Here is a 14,790-nt window from a genome sequence, read left to right on the forward strand (position 1 = left end):
TCATGAACAACAGCTTCGCTACCCTGGGTTATCTGCGCCTCGGCGTGGCGACGCCGGCTCTGCGCGTCGCCGATGTCGCCTTTAACACCGGAGAGATTTTGCGCGTCCTCGACGGTTTGCGCGAAGAAGATGTGCAGCTTGCGGTGTTTCCCGAATTGTGCCTGACCGGTTATTCCTGCGCTGATCTGTTCTACCAGGATCTGTTGCTGAAGGCTGCCGCCGAAGCCTTGCCGCGGATTGCCGCCCATGCCGAAAGGCTCGGCATCGCGGTGGTGGTCGGCTTGCCGGTTCGTCAGGCAGGCGCCCTGTTCAACTGTGCGGCTTTTCTCGCGCAAGGTCGCACTCTGGGCCTGGTGCCCAAAACCTACCTGCCCAACACCAACGAGTTTTACGAGGAGCGCTGGTTCGCCTCGTCGCGCGAGGCGTTTGGCGATGAGGTGCGGCTGGGTGCGGCAACGCTGCCCTTCGGCACCGACCTGCTGTTCCGCTGGGCCAAACGGCCAGACTGCATTGTTGGTATCGAAATCTGCGAGGATCTTTGGGCGGTCTGTCCACCAAGTTCCACCCAGGCTCTGGCGGGCGCCACCGTGCTGGTCAATCCCTCGGCCAGTCCGGAAATTCTCGGCAAGCAGGACTATCGCCGCGCCCTGGTGCAGTCGCAGTCGGCGCGTTGCCTTGCCGCCTATGCCTATGCTTCGGCCGGCCCCGGCGAGTCGAGTACCGATCTGGTCTATGCCGGACACAGCTTGATTGCGGAAAACGGGCAGCTTCTTGCCGAAAGCGAACGCTTCTGCTTTGATTCCCGCTGGGCGGTGACTGATGTCGATCTGTTGCGCTTGCAGCAGGAACGCCTGCGTAACAACGCGTTTTCCGCGCAGGCGCCCCGCAATTCCTGGCGGATGATTGATTTTGAGTGCGCCGATGCACCCCTGACCGCTCTGCGCCGGGACGTCGCGGCGCGGCCTTTTGTGCCGAGTGGCGAACAGGAACGCAGCGCTCGCTGTCGCGAGATCTTTGCCCTTCAGACCACGGCCCTGGCCAAACGGTTGCGCCATACGGGCAGCAAGCAGGTGGTGATCGGGATCTCCGGTGGGCTTGATTCGACCCTGGCGTTGCTGGTCGCCGTGGGTACCTTCGACAAGCTCGGCCTTGATCGCCAGGGTATTCTGGCTCTGACCCTGCCGGGCTTCGGCACCACCACCCGGACGCGGGGCAATGCCGAAAAACTGGCGGAACTGCTCGGGGTTAGCTTGAAAACTATTTCCATCGATGCTGCGGTGCTTCAGCATTTTGAGGATATCGGCCACGACGGCGAGACCCACGACATCACCTATGAGAACGCTCAGGCGCGTGAGCGCACCCAGATTCTCATGGATGTCGCCAACGCTGCCGGCGGCCTGGTTGTCGGGACCGGGGATCTTTCGGAGCTGGCCTTGGGCTGGTGCACCTACAACGCCGATCATATGTCCATGTACGGCGTCAATGCCGGCGTGCCCAAGACCCTGGTGCGTCATCTGGTGGAATGGTGCGCGCAGACGGAATTCACCGGCGCGGCGGCAGAAGTGCTGCACGATATCTGCGCGACTCCGGTGTCGCCCGAATTGCTGCCGCCCGATGCCGAGGGTGCGATCCGCCAGAAGACCGAAGAGCACATCGGCCCTTATCTGCTGCACGATTTTTTCCTGTTTCAAGCGGTGCGCATGCAGTTTGCGCCGGCGCGTATTCTGTTTCTTGCCGAGCAGGTGTTTGCCGATCAGTTCAGCCGTGCCGAACTTCTGGGCTGGCTGAAGAATTTTTACCGGCGTTTCTTCTCTCAGCAGTTCAAGCGCTCTTGCCTGCCCGATGGACCCAAAATCGGCAGCCTCGCGCTTTCGCCCCGCGGCGACTGGCGCATGCCGAGCGATGCCTGCGCCGCTCTGTGGGTCGCTGAACTTGAGCTTCTGGAAAAATCCTCCGACTGAGTTCGAACCATGGCCGCTACTCTCTACATTGTCGCCACGCCCATCGGCAATCTCGAAGATATGACCTTGCGCGCCCTGCGGGTGCTCAAAGAGGTTGCGGTGATTGCCGCCGAGGACACCCGCCACAGCCGCAAGCTGCTCAGCCATTACGGTATAGGTACGCCGCTGGTCGCCTGCCATGAGCACAATGAGGAGGCTCGCAGCGCTCAGCTCCTGGCGCGGTTGCAGGGCGGCGAATCCGTGGCTTTGATCAGCGATGCGGGAACCCCGGCCATTTCCGACCCGGGTTTTCTTCTGGTGCGTCGATGTCGCGCGGCCGGGGTGGAGGTCGTGGCGGTGCCCGGGCCTTCTGCCTTGACGGCCGCTCTTTCGGTGGCCGGTCTGCCCTGTCACAGGTTCGCGTTCGAGGGATTTTTGCCGCCGAAGAAAAAGGCGCGCGAGGATTTTTTACTGACCCTCAGGGACGAGCCGCGCACCCTGGTCTTTTATGAGGCTCCACACCGGCTGCAAGTAACACTGGAGGCCGTGGCGCGGATTTTCGGTCGTCAACGCCAGGTGGCGGTGGCCCGCGAATTGACGAAAAAACACGAGGAATTATTCACTGGCAGTGCCGAGGAGGCCATCGCCCATTTTGCCGACGGCGCGGTGCGTGGCGAAATTGTGCTGCTGATCGCCCCGGCGGAGAAATCCGCAGCGGATATTGAGGACGTGCCGACAGCCCTGGCGCGGCTTTGTGGTGAAGAGAGCCTGCCCCCCAGTGAATTGGTCCGCCGCGCGGCCAAGGCGACAGGGGTGCCGCGCAGCGAAGTCTACCAGGAATACCTCAGGTGGAAAAATAACCGGGCAGAGTAAGCGCTGAGGTCTTCCGTTCCCATAAATCCCTAAAAAACAATCTCAAAAGACGAGAACTGGCCGCAGCTGTCCGCCAAGGAGACATCAACCTTATCGACGCGGGCCGCAGCCGGTCCCTGGCGGCACCAGTCGATCATCTGCCGCACCCCCGCTTCATCGCCTTCAAACGCTGCGGCCACCGCCCCGTCGGGCAGGTTTTTGACCCAACCCGACAGGTTGAGGCGCCGCGCCGTTTCACGGGTATGGTAGCGAAAGCTCACGCCCTGCACCTGCCCTTCAATGCGAAGCTGTGCGCAAAGTTTTTTCATTTCTTCGCCTCCTTGTCGAGCATTTCCAGAAACCCTTCCTCGCTCAAAATGGGAACGCCGAGCCTGCGCGCTTTGTCGAGTTTGCTGCCGGCTTCTTCGCCGGACACCACGAATGAGGTCTTGCCGCTCACAGAACCCGAGGCACGTCCCCCGTGCCGTTCCACCAGCTCTTCGGCCTCTTTGCGTGTCATGCGCGTCAGGGCGCCGGTAAAGACAAAGGTTTGGCCTTGCAGACTCGTTTCCTGCCTTTCCTCCTCCTCGACAGGCTCGACCCCAAGATCGCGCAGGCGGTTCAGCATCGCCTGGTTGTGCGGATCGGCAAAAAAGCCCAGGACGCTGTCGGCGACTTGCGGGCCGACTTCGTGAACGGCCAGCAGGTCCTCGCGTTGAGCCTGCCGCAGCGCCTCCAGAGTGCCGAAACGACGCGCCAGAACCTTGGCCACGTGCTCTCCGATGTGGCGCATCCCCAGGGCGAAGATAAAGCGCGCCAAGGGCCTGCGGCGGCTTGCGGCGATGGCCGAGAGCAGGTTTTCGGCCGACTTGTCGCCCATGCGCTCACAGCGCAGCAGGTCCTCCTTGCGCAGCGCGTAGAGATCGGCCACATTGCGGATCAGTTCCAGGCGCAGCAACTGATCGATGGTGCGCTCACCCAGTCCTTCGATATCCATGGCGCCGCGCGTGGCGAAGTGGCGGATCGTTTCCTTGAGTTGCGCCGGGCAACTCAGGTTGCGGCAACGGTAAGCCACTTCACCTTCCAGGCGCACCGCAGGCGAAGCGCACACCGGGCAATGGTGCGGCGGCGGCACCGGGCGCTCATCACCGGTGCGTTGGTCAACGCGGACCCGTACCACGTCGGGGATGACGTCGCCGGCGCGTTCCACCACAACCTGGTCGCCAATGCGTACATCAAGGCGGGCGATTTCGTCCCAGTTGTGCAGGCTGGCGCGCGACACGGTGACGCCGCTGACCTGCACCGGTTGCAACTGGGCCACGGGTGTGATGGCGCCGGTGCGGCCGACTTGCAGAACGATATCCTCAACCCGGGTGTGTGCCTGGCGCGGCGGAAACTTAAGCGCCACGGCCCAGCGCGGAGAGCGCGATTTGGCGCCGAGTTCTTCCTGCAGAGCGCGGCTATTGACCTTAACCACCACGCCGTCGATCTCATAGGGTATCTCCTCGCGCAGGTCGAGCAACTTCTGGTAGTGCGTCCAGGCCTCGCTCGCCCCCCGCACCACCTGGGTTTGTTCAAGGTTGACGCGCAATCCCCAGGCGCGCAACTGCTCCAGAAGCTCGAAGTGCGTGTCTGTCTCGCTGTTCTTTCCTTTGAGCAAGCCGACCCCGTAACAGAAGATTTTCAGGGGGCGTCGTGCAGTGATGCGCGGGTCGAGCTGGCGCAAGCTGCCCGCGGCGGCATTGCGCGGGTTGGCGAAGACCATGGCGCCTTCTTCTTCCCGCTCGCGATTGAGGGCGCGGAAATCAGCCAGGTCTATGTAGACTTCACCGCGAACCTCGAGAACATCGGGGTAGGGCGGGCGCAGGCGCAGAGGAATCGTGGGCAGGGTCTTGAGGTTTTCCGTGATGTTTTCTCCGGTGATGCCGTCGCCACGGGTGCTGCCCGAGATCAGCCGCCCTTGGTGATAAACCAGCTCTACGGCAACCCCGTCGAGCTTCATTTCACAGACGTATTCAACCTCGGCCTCGTCGGCGAGAAAGCGTCGCACACGAGCGTCGAATTCTCGCCATTCAGCTTCGCCCAAAGCGTTCTCCAGGGATAGCATGGGTAGAGAGTGCGGGGCCGGTTCGAACTTGTCGAGCGGTTGTGCTCCGACCCGCTGCGTGGGTGATTCCGGCGTCGCCAAGTCGGGAAAATCCCGTTCCAGATCAAGCAGCTCACGCATCAGCCGGTCGTACTCGGCGTCGGAAACCTCCGGCTGATCGAGGACGTAATACAAATAGTTATGGTGCTCGATCTGTCGACACAACTGCCGGTGGCGGGTCTGCGCGTCACTGCGGTTCATGGGGATCTCCATTGTTTGCCTGTAACTGTTCAGCATGCACCGCAGGGTACGGCAGCATCGTGTGCGGCAAAAACTCACCTGCGGCTCAAACATTTGCCGCAGCACTCAACCGCCGCACCCTGCGGTACTCTCGGACGTTGCCGCTGAATAGTTACNGTGCGGCAAAAACTCACCTGCGGCTCAAACATTTGCCGCAGCACTCAACCGCCGCACCCTGCGGTACTCTCGGACGTTGCCGCTGAATAGTTACGTTTGCCTTGCGGTGCAGGTTTTATAGCACAGCGTGGATTCTCCTTCAATCTTGCCCGAGGCCCGGCTTGTTGATTGTCATGTGTCTTCACATCAGGTAGAATTCCACGGAATTCAATGTCTGTTTTGTCGCACTGGAGAAGGGAATGTTTGAAGATATTTGGCTGCGCCTTGCCCTGCTTGGTGTGTTGTTCGTTCTTTCAGCGTTTTTTTCCGGCTCGGAAACCGCCTTGATGGCGTTGGACAAGCTGCGCGTCAAGTACCTGGTCAAGAAAAAAAAGAAGCATGCCGAACGCCTGGAGCGCATGCTCGACCAACCGGATCGCCTGCTGGGCGCGATCCTGGTCGGCAACAATCTGGTCAATATCGCCGCGTCGGTGTTTGCCACCGGTCTATTCGTGCATCTCTACGGTGAGCGCGGAGAACTGCTCACCATCCTGGTCCTGACCCCGATACTGCTCATCTTCGCTGAAATCTGCCCCAAAACCTATTCGGCCAGAAATCCCGAAAGAGTTTCCTTCTGGGTGTTACGGCCGATTCTTGCAGTCATGTGGTTGCTCGCTCCGGTGATCTGGGTGGTGACCCGCGTTTCGCGTTTGCTGACCCAGTGGATGCAGGGCGACGACAAGCCCTCGCCGATTCTCTCCGAAGACGAAATCCGCAACATTATTTCGGTGGGCGAAGAGGCCGGAGTGCTGCCCAAGGAAAATCGGCGCATGCTCCACGGCATTTTTGATCTGTCCGCCATTCGTGCGCGCGATATCATGATTCCGCGTACCGAGGTGGTGGCCATCGAGGCCAACACTTCGTTTGACGAGGCGCTGTTGCTGGCTCAAGAAGCGCGGCATTCGCGCTTTCCGGTGTATGAGGGCAGTCTCGATCAGGTGGTCGGCATCATCCATTCCAAGGATATTCTGCGTTTCGTCGGCTGCACCGATGAATTCTCGCTGCGCGAGAGCTGTCGCCCCCCCTATTTCGTGCCGGAATCCAAGCGTGTCGGTACGCTGTTGCAGGCTTTTCGTAAAAAACGCGTGCACTTGGCCATCGTCGTTGACGAACATGGCGGCATGGAAGGAATTGTGACCCTGGAAGATATCGTTGAGGAGATCGTCGGCGAAATTCAGGATGAATATGATGCCGAAGAGGTGGAAATCCGCGAGCTTGGGCCGCGCCGCTATCTGGTCGATGGAAGTGCTTCCCTGCGTATTCTCAACCGTCGCTTTCACTTGCAGCTTTCTGAAGAGCACGCCAACACCCTGGCCGGTTTTCTCATGCATAAATTGGGGGTCATCCCCGAGAAGGGCGCGGTCTGGGAATCCGACGGCCTCGTTTTTACCGTGCGGCGCGTGGTCGAGCGACGCATTGAGGAGATCGAGATGGTTCTTCCGGAAGAAGAGCCACATACTTAAGTAATATTCATTGATTGAGTTCTCCTGCTGTATTTCGGCCCTCCCTGTGAGGGCCTTTTTTTTTGCCGCTGATATCGGCAACCTCTCAGAAAATCTAAAAAAATTTAAGACAATCTCCTTGACACTCCGCAAGGCGGCAGCTATATTTTCCCAAAATGTGGGGAAAAGTGTCATTTGCGGCCATGCGGGGGACGGATTGAGTTTTACGGGGGAATTTCACAACAGCATCGACGCCAAGGGGCGCATCAGCATTCCGGCAAGGTTTCGGGAAGCTCTGCGTCAACTCGGCGACGAAAGCCTCACCCTGACCAAGAATATGGATGGAGGCCTTTCCGCTTACCCGAGCGCGCACTGGCAGGATATCGAAAAAGGCATTGCTGCAATCCCCGCCGGTCCTCGCCGCACCGCCCTCAACCGCTTGGTTCTCAATCCGGCGGAAAGCTGCTCCTTTGATAAGCAGGGCCGCATACAGCTTTCTCAGGCGCTGCGCGCTCATGCCGGCCTGGAGCAGGATGTGGTGGTGGTCGGCGGTTTCGAAAAAATCGACATTTTCAGCCAGGCGCGTTACGCCGAAGTCAATCGCGAGTCTCAAGAACTGCTGCGCGCCGATCCGCAATTCGTCGCCGACTTGGGGCTCTAGACCATGTCTGGGGTCGCGCCGGGACATGTGCCGGTCATGTCTGCCGAGGTGCTGGCGCATTTGCAGCCCGCTTCCGGAGAGACCTATCTCGACGGCACTCTGGGAGGTGCCGGGCATGCCCGATTGATTCTCGAGGCTTCAGCTCCCGATGGCCGCGTGGTCGGGCTTGACCGTGACCCTGAGGCCCTGCAGCGGGCCCGGCAGAGCTTGGCGCGGTTCGGTTCGCGGGTCAGGCTCTTTCATCGCAATTTTGCCGAGATGGCGGGCGTCGCGCGGGATCTGGGAGTGGCCGGGTTTGACGGCATCCTTCTCGACCTGGGTGTTTCATCTTATCAGCTCGATGAAGCGCAACGGGGTTTTTCCTTTCGCAGCGATGCTCCTCTGGATATGCGCATGGACCCGACCATCGGCATGACCGCCGCCGAGGTTCTTGGTTCCATGGAAGACCATGAGCTGGCGCGGATTTTTCGCGACTTCGGAGAAGAGCGCTTCGCTCGGCGCATAGCTCGCAAAATCGTCGAGATCCGGCAATCCGCTCCCATCCTCACCACTCAGCAGCTGGCCGATCTGGTGCGTGATACGGTGCCGGGCGGCAAGGTGCCGAGCAGGATTCATCCGGCGACACGGGTATTTCAGGCGCTCAGAATTTTTGTCAACGACGAGTTGCGGCATATCGAGGCGGGGTTGGACCAGGCCGTTGATCTGCTGTTGCCGGGAGGGCGGCTGGTGGTTATCAGTTTTCATTCCCTCGAGGATCGTATCGTCAAGCATTTCTTTCGTCAGGAAGCGCGCGGCTGCATTTGCCCGCCGCGCCTTCCTGGCTGTGTCTGTAATCACCAGCCGCGCGTCGAACTGCTGACCCGCAAGGGGGTGCGCCCCGCGGCGGATGAAGTCGAGGAAAACTCCAGGGCGCGCAGTGCCGTACTGCGGGCGGCTCGCCGCCTGGCGCTGCCCTGATTGGATCTGCAGGAGAACGTCATGGCCCATTCCGTTGCCAACCGATTTCCCATCTTTTCACGCCTCAGCCTGGGGCGGCCGCGGCTGTTTCCGGTACTGTTTTTCCTCGGCGTGGTGCTGGCTGTGTCCCTTCTTTTCGTCTGGTCGCGTATTGAAGTTTTTCAGCTCAAATACGAGATCTCTTCCCTGGAAACCGCCCTTCGCGAAGGACGGCAAGAAAACAGCCAGTTGCGGCTGGAGGCGGCAAGTCTGCGCAGCCCCTCGCGAATCGAAAACATTGCCCGCACACGACTGGGGCTGCGGGAGCCGTCGCTCGAACAGATCATCAATGTACGCTGAACGCTGAGGGAAAGGACCACTATTCGCCGTGGCCGCGCGACCGACACAAAATTCTTCCGATAAGGCCGACCGCTGGTTCCGTGTGCGGTTGCGCCTGGTCGGCATTGTCTTTGCGGCGGCCTTTGCCCTGGTCGTGGGGCGCGCTTACTATCTCCAGGTCGTCAGCGGTGAAATGTGGCAAAAGCGCGCGGAGCAGCAATTTCAACGGGCCATTCCCCTGGCGCCGCAGCGCGGCAACATCTATGACCGCAACGGCGCAGAAATGGCCGTCAGCCTGGAAAATGACTCCATTTATGCCGAGCCTCCGCGGTTGCGTGACCCGGGGGCCGCGGCGCGAAAACTGGCGCAGGCGCTCAATTTGCCTGTGGCGGATGTGCAGGAAAAACTGACCGGCAAGCGCGGCTTCGTGTGGATCAAGCGTCGCGTGACGCCTGCCGAGAGTGATCGGGTGAGAGCTTTGGGCCTGGCCGGCATCGGTTTTATCAAGGAGCATAAGCGCTACTATCCCAATTCGGAAATCGGCGCCCAGGTGATCGGCTTCACCGGTCTCGACCCCCAGGGTCTCGAAGGAGTGGAGCTGTCCTATGATGCTGAATTGCTGGGCGCTGGTGGTTATCTGTTGATGGAGCAGGATGCCTTGGGTCGTCGCATGACCGCGGGCAACGATATCGTGCGCGACGGGGAGCTCAGTCACAGCCTGTATTTGACCATTGATCGCAATCTTCAATATGTGGTGGAAAAAGAATTGGCCGCCCAGGTGCGCGCCATGCGTGCGCGCTCGGGGACCGTGGTGGTTTTGGAGCCGGACTCGGGACGTATTCTGGCCATGGCAGGTCAGCCGGATTTCAATCCCAATGTTTTCTGGCGGCACAAGCCCGATCACTGGCGCAATCGTGCGATCTGCGACAGTTTCGAACCTGGGTCGACTTTCAAGATATTTCTCATGGCTGCGGCTCTCGAGCAGGGCGTGGTCAAGCCCGGTCAATCCTTTTATTGCGAAAATGGCCGTTATCGAATCGGAGGGCGGACCATTCATGACCATCGGCCCTACAAGAATCTTACGGTCGCCGAAATTCTCCAGGTCAGTTCCAATATCGGCACCGCAAAAATCGCCAAGGCGCTGGAGCGGGAACGCTTTCATCAATTTATCGAAGGCTTTGGTTTCGGTGCGCGTACCGGTATTGATCTGCGCGGTGAAGTGACGGGAATGGTGCGCAGTCCGGCGCAATGGTTCGAAATCGATCTTGCCGCCATTTCTTTTGGGCAGGGCATCAGTGTCACTCCTCTGCAGTTGGCGACGGCGACGGCCGCCATCGCCAACGGCGGTCGACTCATGCGTCCCTATCTGGTGGAGCGGATTATCGATGGTCAGGGTCAGGTGGTGCGCGAACAGACGCCGACTGTGGTGCGTCGCGTCGTCTCGCGGGAAACCGCCGCCCTGGTGCGCGATATGATGGTTGCGGTTACCGAATCGGGGGGCACCGGTACCCTGGCGGCGGTGCCGGGTTTCCGGGTGGCCGGCAAAACGGGGACCGCGCAAAAGGTTGATCCGGTGGCCGGAGGCTATTCAGCGGACAAGCGAATTGCGTCCTTCATCGGTTTTGTCCCCGCGGAAGATCCGCGCCTGGTCATGGTGGTCGTGCTCGATGAGCCTGAGGAGCAGACGTATGGCGGTTTGGTCGCGGCACCGGTTTTTTCACGAATCGCCGGGCAGGCGCTGCGCCAGTTGGGTGTGTCGCCGACGCTGCCCAGAGGAGCGGATCCCTTGCCTCCGGTGATCGAGGCGCGAAACCTGGCGCCCCTGGCTCCGCTCGTTGACGCCGAACCGAACACTGAGGGTCCGGGGCGTATGCCGGATCTCTCGGGTATGAGCTATCGACAGGTGCTCCAGGTCATGGAGCGCACGGGGCTCAACATTCGCCTGGAAGGATCGGGCAAAGTGGTTGAACAGGTTCCCCGTTCCGGGGAAACCATTCGTTATGATTCCGAGGTGCGGGTGCGCTTGGCGGCCTCCACCTGAAGGCTTTGACTTTTTCCGACTGGAATAGCAAAATGCCCGATTCCGTAAAACTTTCTCGTCTGTTTCCCGGCCTCTTCGCGGCGGCGCAGCCAGGTCTACCCGATGTGCCGGTCAAGGCCCTGTGCCATGACAGCCGCAAGGTGGAGCCGGGCAGCGTTTTTTTTGCGTTGCGCGGGGGACAGGCGGATGGGCACAGCTTCATCTCCCAGGCTATCGGGCGTGGCGCGGTGGCGGTTGTTATGGAGGAGGCGCAGGATCTTCCCGCTCCGGTGGTGGGGTTGGTGGTGCCTGACAGCCGTGCGGCGCTGGCGGAGGCGGCCAGAGTGTTTTTTGCGGATCCCAGTACGGGAATGAGCGTGGTGGCGGTGACGGGCACCAACGGAAAAACCACCACCACCTGGTTGCTTGAATCCATTCTGTCGGTAGCCGGACACCACCCTGCGGTGATCGGTACGGTCAATTACCGTTTCGGCAACCAACGGTTGAAGGCGCCGCACACGACGCCTGAGGCGTTGGAAATGCTAAAGATTGTGCGCGAGTTTCGTGATAAGGGGGCTGACAGCCTGGTTCTGGAAGTTTCTTCTCATGCCCTTGAGCAGCGCCGTGCCGACGGAATTCATTTCGGCGTGGGGGTTTTTACCAACCTCACACCTGAGCATCTCGATTATCACGGCGATATGGAAACCTATTTCGCCGGCAAAAAGCGCTTGTTTACGGAATTGCTGCCGCGCGACGGCGGACGGGCGGTCATTCATGTGGGCGATCCCTATGGCCGGCGCCTCGCACGGGAAATATCCGGTGCCTTGACCTGCGGTTGCGGCGAGACGGCGGATGTAAGGCCGCTGTCCATGGATCTTTCCCTGGAAGGAATCAGAGGCAGGGTCCATACCCCAGGTGGTATCCTTGAATTGGAGTCTGCATTGCTCGGGCAGTTCAACCTGGAAAATCTGCTTTGTGCCGTGGCGGCGGCTACGGCACTCGAATTGCCGATTCCGGCCATTGAAGAGGGAATTCGCCGTGCGCCGCAAGTGCCTGGGCGATTGGAGCGGGTGGCCAACACACGCGGTGCGGTGATTCTGATCGATTATGCCCACACCGGCGACGCCCTGGAAAAGGCATTGGATGCGGTGCGTCGCCTGCGGCCGCGACGCATTATTACGGTTTTTGGTTGTGGTGGCGACCGTGACCGCGCTAAGCGCCCGGTCATGGGCGAGGTGGCGGCGCGTCTTTCCGATCTGGTCGTTGTCACCAGCGACAATCCACGCAGCGAAGAACCTCGCGAGATCATCGCGGCAATCATCCCCGGCCTGCGACTGGCGGGAGTGCCGGAGCTGTCTGTTGCTGAGTTGCGGCACACCGATGGTCGCGGCTACACAATTGAGCTCGACCGCCGCCGCGCCATCGACCTGGCTGTTTCCCTGCTTGCTCCCGGCGATCTGCTGCTGGTAGCGGGCAAGGGCCATGAAGATTATCAGATTGTCGGCGGCGAGCGATTTCATTTCGATGATTGCGAAGAGGTGAAGCGCGCGCTTGGGGAACAGGAGGTTTCCTGATGAAGTTCGATCTGGCGACTATTGCTCGTATTACCGGTGGAACATTGAGCCCAGCAGGCGCACGTGGGGAAGCTGAAGGTGTGTCCACCGACAGTCGATCCATCGACCCGGGCACACTTTTCGTGCCCCTGCGCGGCGATCGCTTCGACGGGCACGATTTTCTCGTGCAGGCGGCGCGGCGTGGTGCCGCGGCGTGTTTGTCCGAAGAAATCGTTGCCGGATTTCCCATTCCGGTGGTGCATGTGGGCGACACCCTGCGTGCCCTCGGCGATCTGGCGGCTGCCTGGCGGCAGGGTTTTGAGGGGCCGCTGGTGGCGGTGACCGGTTCTTCGGGTAAGACCACCACCAAGGAAATGCTGGCCTGCATTCTTGAGCAGACCGGCGTGGGTCTCAAAACCGAGGGGAATTTCAACAATCTCATTGGTGTGCCCCTGACACTCTTCAAGCTCGAACCCCAGCATCGCTGGGCAGTGATCGAGATGGGCATGAGCGCACGCGGGGAAATCGCCCGCCTGAGCGAGATCGCCCGGCCCAGGATTGGTGTCATCACCAACATCGGTCCGGCGCACCTGGAAACCTTGCAGGGTGTCGAAGGCGTTGCGCGGGCCAAGGGCGAACTCTTTGCCTCCCTGCCGGCCGGCGGCACCGCCATTGTTAACGCCGATGATCCGCGCACGCGTGAACTGCCCGTGGCCAACGGTGTGAAGCGCCTGCTGTTCGGTGAATGCGAACGCGCCCAGGTGCGTGCCCGCGACATTCGCATTCATGGGCATGAAGCCGTATTCAAGCTCTGCCTCGGGGAACAGGAAATTCTTGTGCGCCTGCGCGTTCCAGGGCGCCACAATGTACACAACGCGCTGGCCGCGGCCGCCGCGGCTTCGAGCCTGGGCGTCGATCCGGCCACCATCGCTCGCGGCCTGGGCCGCTATCGACCCATTGCCGGGCGTCTCAATTTGGCCAACCTGCCCGGCGGTGCGCTGCTTATCGACGACAGTTACAATGCCAACCCGCTGTCCGTTAAGGCGGCTCTTGCCACGCTGGATGAGATGCCGGGAGGCGGCCGACGTATAGCCGTTCTCGGCGACATGCTCGAACTTGGCCAGGAGGCGGCCCGCCTGCATCGGGAAATCGGTGCCGAGGCGGCCCGTCGCTGCGATCTGCTCATCGCATTGGGGCGTATGGCGCAGGAAATTGCCGAGGGCGCCCGCGCCGCCGGCATGGCCGAGGGCCGTGTCTGGGTTGCGCGCGACCATCAGGAAATCGCCACGCGCCTGCGCAATGTGCTGACGCGCGGTGATCGGCTTTTGGTCAAGGGCTCGCGAGGAATGAAAATGGAGAAAATCTGCACGTTGCTGCAGGAACGCCAGGATTTCCGGCTGGCAGTCGTGATCTGAGGACCGATATGCTCTACCACTTGCTCTATCCGCTGCATACCGAGTACTCGGCGTTCTATGTGTTCCGGTTCATCACTTTCCGGACCATTTATGCGACGATTACCGCTCTGGCGATTTCGTTTCTCATTGGGCCCTGGCTGATCCAAAAGTTGCAGTCCTTGCAGATCGGGCAATCGATCCGCAAGGTGGGCCCGGAGTCGCATTTCAAAAAAGAGGGAACGCCGACCATGGGCGGCACCCTGATTCTTTGCGCCATCGTACTGCCGACTTTATTGTGGGCCGACCTGACCAACCTCTATGTATGGGTGACCCTGCTGGTGACGGTGGGCTTCGGCATTGTCGGTTTCAGCGATGATTATCTCAAAGTCAAGCGGCGCAACAGCGATGGGCTCTCCGCCCGGCACAAGATGTTCTGGCTGCTGGTCATTTCTCTAGTGGCGGCGGCCATCCTCTATCAGTACCCACCCTTTCAGACGACGGTGGGCGTGCCGTTTTTCAAAAATGTGCGGCCGGAGCTGGGAATCTTTTACATTCCTTTCGTGCTGCTGGTCATCGTGGGCGCGGGCAATGCCGTCAATCTCACGGACGGTCTCGACGGCTTGGCTATCGGGCCGATGATCATTGCTTCGGGAACCTATCTGCTCTTTGCCTACCTGGCCGGCAATGCGCAGCTTTCCGAGTATTTACAGATTAATCCGGTGCCGGGCGCGGGCGAACTGTCGATTTTGTGCGGGGCCATGGTCGGGGCCGGATTGGGGTTTCTCTGGTTCAACAGTTATCCCGCGCAGGTTTTTATGGGCGATGTGGGCAGCCTGTCGTTGGGCGGGGCATTGGGAACGATTGCCGTCATCACCAAGCAGGAGATCGTCCTGGTGATTGTCGGCGGAATTTTCGTGGTTGAAGCCCTCTCTGTAATCTTTCAGGTGATTTCTTTTCGCCTGTACGGCAAGCGGATTTTCAAAATGGCGCCGATTCACCATCATTTTGAACTCAAAGGCTGGCCGGAGCCCAAGATTATTGTGCGCTTCTGGATTATCAGTATCATTCTGGCCCTGGTCGCGCTCTCGACGCTTAAGCTGAGGTAGCCAAG

The 14,790-nt window shown here is 60.3% G+C and carries 12 protein-coding genes; 10 read left to right on the forward strand and 2 right to left on the reverse strand.

Features of this window, described 5'->3' with window-relative positions:
- The first annotated feature begins 2 nt into the window (after positions 1 to 2).
- Positions 3 to 1,961, forward strand: a complete 1,959-nt coding sequence (locus GFER_RS04820; RefSeq protein WP_040096537.1) for an NAD(+) synthase — start codon at positions 3 to 5, stop codon at positions 1,959 to 1,961.
- Positions 1,962 to 1,970: 9 nt separating this feature from the next.
- A complete protein-coding gene (gene rsmI, locus GFER_RS04825) occupies positions 1,971 to 2,813 on the forward strand; it encodes a 16S rRNA (cytidine(1402)-2'-O)-methyltransferase (protein ID WP_040096538.1) in 843 nt (280 codons plus the stop codon).
- 29 nt (positions 2,814 to 2,842) lie between these two features.
- Here the strand turns inward: rsmI and GFER_RS04830 are convergent, their stop codons facing one another.
- Together GFER_RS04830 and ligA are read right to left on the reverse strand one after the other, a co-directional pair.
- Positions 2,843 to 3,121, reverse strand: a complete 279-nt coding sequence (locus GFER_RS04830; RefSeq protein ID WP_040096540.1) for an acylphosphatase — start codon at positions 3,119 to 3,121, stop codon at positions 2,843 to 2,845.
- The gene (gene ligA / locus GFER_RS04835; RefSeq protein WP_040096542.1) at positions 3,118 to 5,139 is read right to left on the reverse strand and encodes an NAD-dependent DNA ligase LigA; all 2,022 of its coding nucleotides are present in this window, start codon (positions 5,137 to 5,139) and stop codon (positions 3,118 to 3,120) included. The genes GFER_RS04830 and ligA overlap by 4 nt, the downstream gene beginning before the upstream one ends.
- Before the next feature lie 395 nt (positions 5,140 to 5,534).
- Between ligA and GFER_RS04840 the strand changes: the two genes are divergently transcribed.
- The 8 genes from GFER_RS04840 (at position 5,535) to mraY (ending at position 14,785) form a co-directional block, all read left to right on the forward strand.
- The gene (locus tag GFER_RS04840; RefSeq protein ID WP_040096544.1) at positions 5,535 to 6,797 is read left to right on the forward strand and encodes an HlyC/CorC family transporter; all 1,263 of its coding nucleotides are present in this window, start codon (positions 5,535 to 5,537) and stop codon (positions 6,795 to 6,797) included.
- Between the two features lie 196 nt (positions 6,798 to 6,993).
- Entirely contained in the window at positions 6,994 to 7,437 is a 444-nt protein-coding gene (gene mraZ / locus GFER_RS04845) for a division/cell wall cluster transcriptional repressor MraZ (RefSeq protein WP_040097450.1), read from the forward strand.
- A 3-nt stretch (positions 7,438 to 7,440) separates the two neighbouring features.
- Positions 7,441 to 8,394 (forward strand): 16S rRNA (cytosine(1402)-N(4))-methyltransferase RsmH, encoded by a 954-nt coding sequence (rsmH, locus tag GFER_RS04850; protein ID WP_040096546.1) that lies wholly within the window; start codon positions 7,441 to 7,443, stop codon positions 8,392 to 8,394.
- 21 nt (positions 8,395 to 8,415) lie between these two features.
- Positions 8,416 to 8,733 carry a cell division protein FtsL gene (gene ftsL, locus GFER_RS04855; protein ID WP_052445967.1) on the forward strand — a complete coding sequence of 106 codons (318 nt, stop codon included), beginning with the start codon at positions 8,416 to 8,418 and terminating at the stop codon, positions 8,731 to 8,733.
- Positions 8,734 to 8,761: 28 nt separating this feature from the next.
- A complete protein-coding gene (locus tag GFER_RS04860) occupies positions 8,762 to 10,753 on the forward strand; it encodes a penicillin-binding protein (protein WP_052445968.1) in 1,992 nt (663 codons plus the stop codon).
- A gap of 32 nt (positions 10,754 to 10,785) precedes the next feature.
- Positions 10,786 to 12,306 (forward strand): UDP-N-acetylmuramoyl-L-alanyl-D-glutamate--2,6-diaminopimelate ligase, encoded by a 1,521-nt coding sequence (locus tag GFER_RS04865; protein ID WP_040096549.1) that lies wholly within the window; start codon positions 10,786 to 10,788, stop codon positions 12,304 to 12,306.
- Positions 12,306 to 13,700 (forward strand): UDP-N-acetylmuramoyl-tripeptide--D-alanyl-D-alanine ligase, encoded by a 1,395-nt coding sequence (locus tag GFER_RS04870; RefSeq protein ID WP_040096551.1) that lies wholly within the window; start codon positions 12,306 to 12,308, stop codon positions 13,698 to 13,700. Before GFER_RS04865 ends, GFER_RS04870 begins: the two co-directional genes overlap by 1 nt.
- A gap of 8 nt (positions 13,701 to 13,708) precedes the next feature.
- On the forward strand, positions 13,709 to 14,785 hold the full coding sequence (mraY, locus tag GFER_RS04875) for a phospho-N-acetylmuramoyl-pentapeptide-transferase (RefSeq protein WP_040096554.1): 1,077 nt from the start codon (positions 13,709 to 13,711) through the stop codon (positions 14,783 to 14,785).
- Positions 14,786 to 14,790 lie beyond the last annotated feature (5 nt).

The sequence above is a fragment of the Geoalkalibacter ferrihydriticus DSM 17813 genome, from assembly GCF_000820505.1.
Taxonomy (GTDB): Bacteria; Desulfobacterota; Desulfuromonadia; order Desulfuromonadales; family Geoalkalibacteraceae; genus Geoalkalibacter; species Geoalkalibacter ferrihydriticus.

Coding starts and splice junctions, on each gene's coding strand:
- rsmH (WP_040096546.1), top strand. CDS start 7,441: ATGTCTGGGGTCGCGCCGGGACATGTGCCGGTCATGTCTGCCGAGGTG.
- ftsL (WP_052445967.1), top strand. CDS start 8,416: ATGGCCCATTCCGTTGCCAACCGATTTCCCATCTTTTCACGCCTCAGC.
- ligA (WP_040096542.1), bottom strand. CDS start 5,139: ATGAACCGCAGTGACGCGCAGACCCGCCACCGGCAGTTGTGTCGACAG.
- rsmI (WP_040096538.1), top strand. CDS start 1,971: ATGGCCGCTACTCTCTACATTGTCGCCACGCCCATCGGCAATCTCGAA.
- GFER_RS04840 (WP_040096544.1), top strand. CDS start 5,535: ATGTTTGAAGATATTTGGCTGCGCCTTGCCCTGCTTGGTGTGTTGTTC.
- GFER_RS04870 (WP_040096551.1), top strand. CDS start 12,306: ATGAAGTTCGATCTGGCGACTATTGCTCGTATTACCGGTGGAACATTG.
- mraY (WP_040096554.1), top strand. CDS start 13,709: ATGCTCTACCACTTGCTCTATCCGCTGCATACCGAGTACTCGGCGTTC.
- GFER_RS04865 (WP_040096549.1), top strand. CDS start 10,786: ATGCCCGATTCCGTAAAACTTTCTCGTCTGTTTCCCGGCCTCTTCGCG.
- GFER_RS04830 (WP_040096540.1), bottom strand. CDS start 3,121: ATGAAAAAACTTTGCGCACAGCTTCGCATTGAAGGGCAGGTGCAGGGC.
- GFER_RS04820 (WP_040096537.1), top strand. CDS start 3: ATGAACAACAGCTTCGCTACCCTGGGTTATCTGCGCCTCGGCGTGGCG.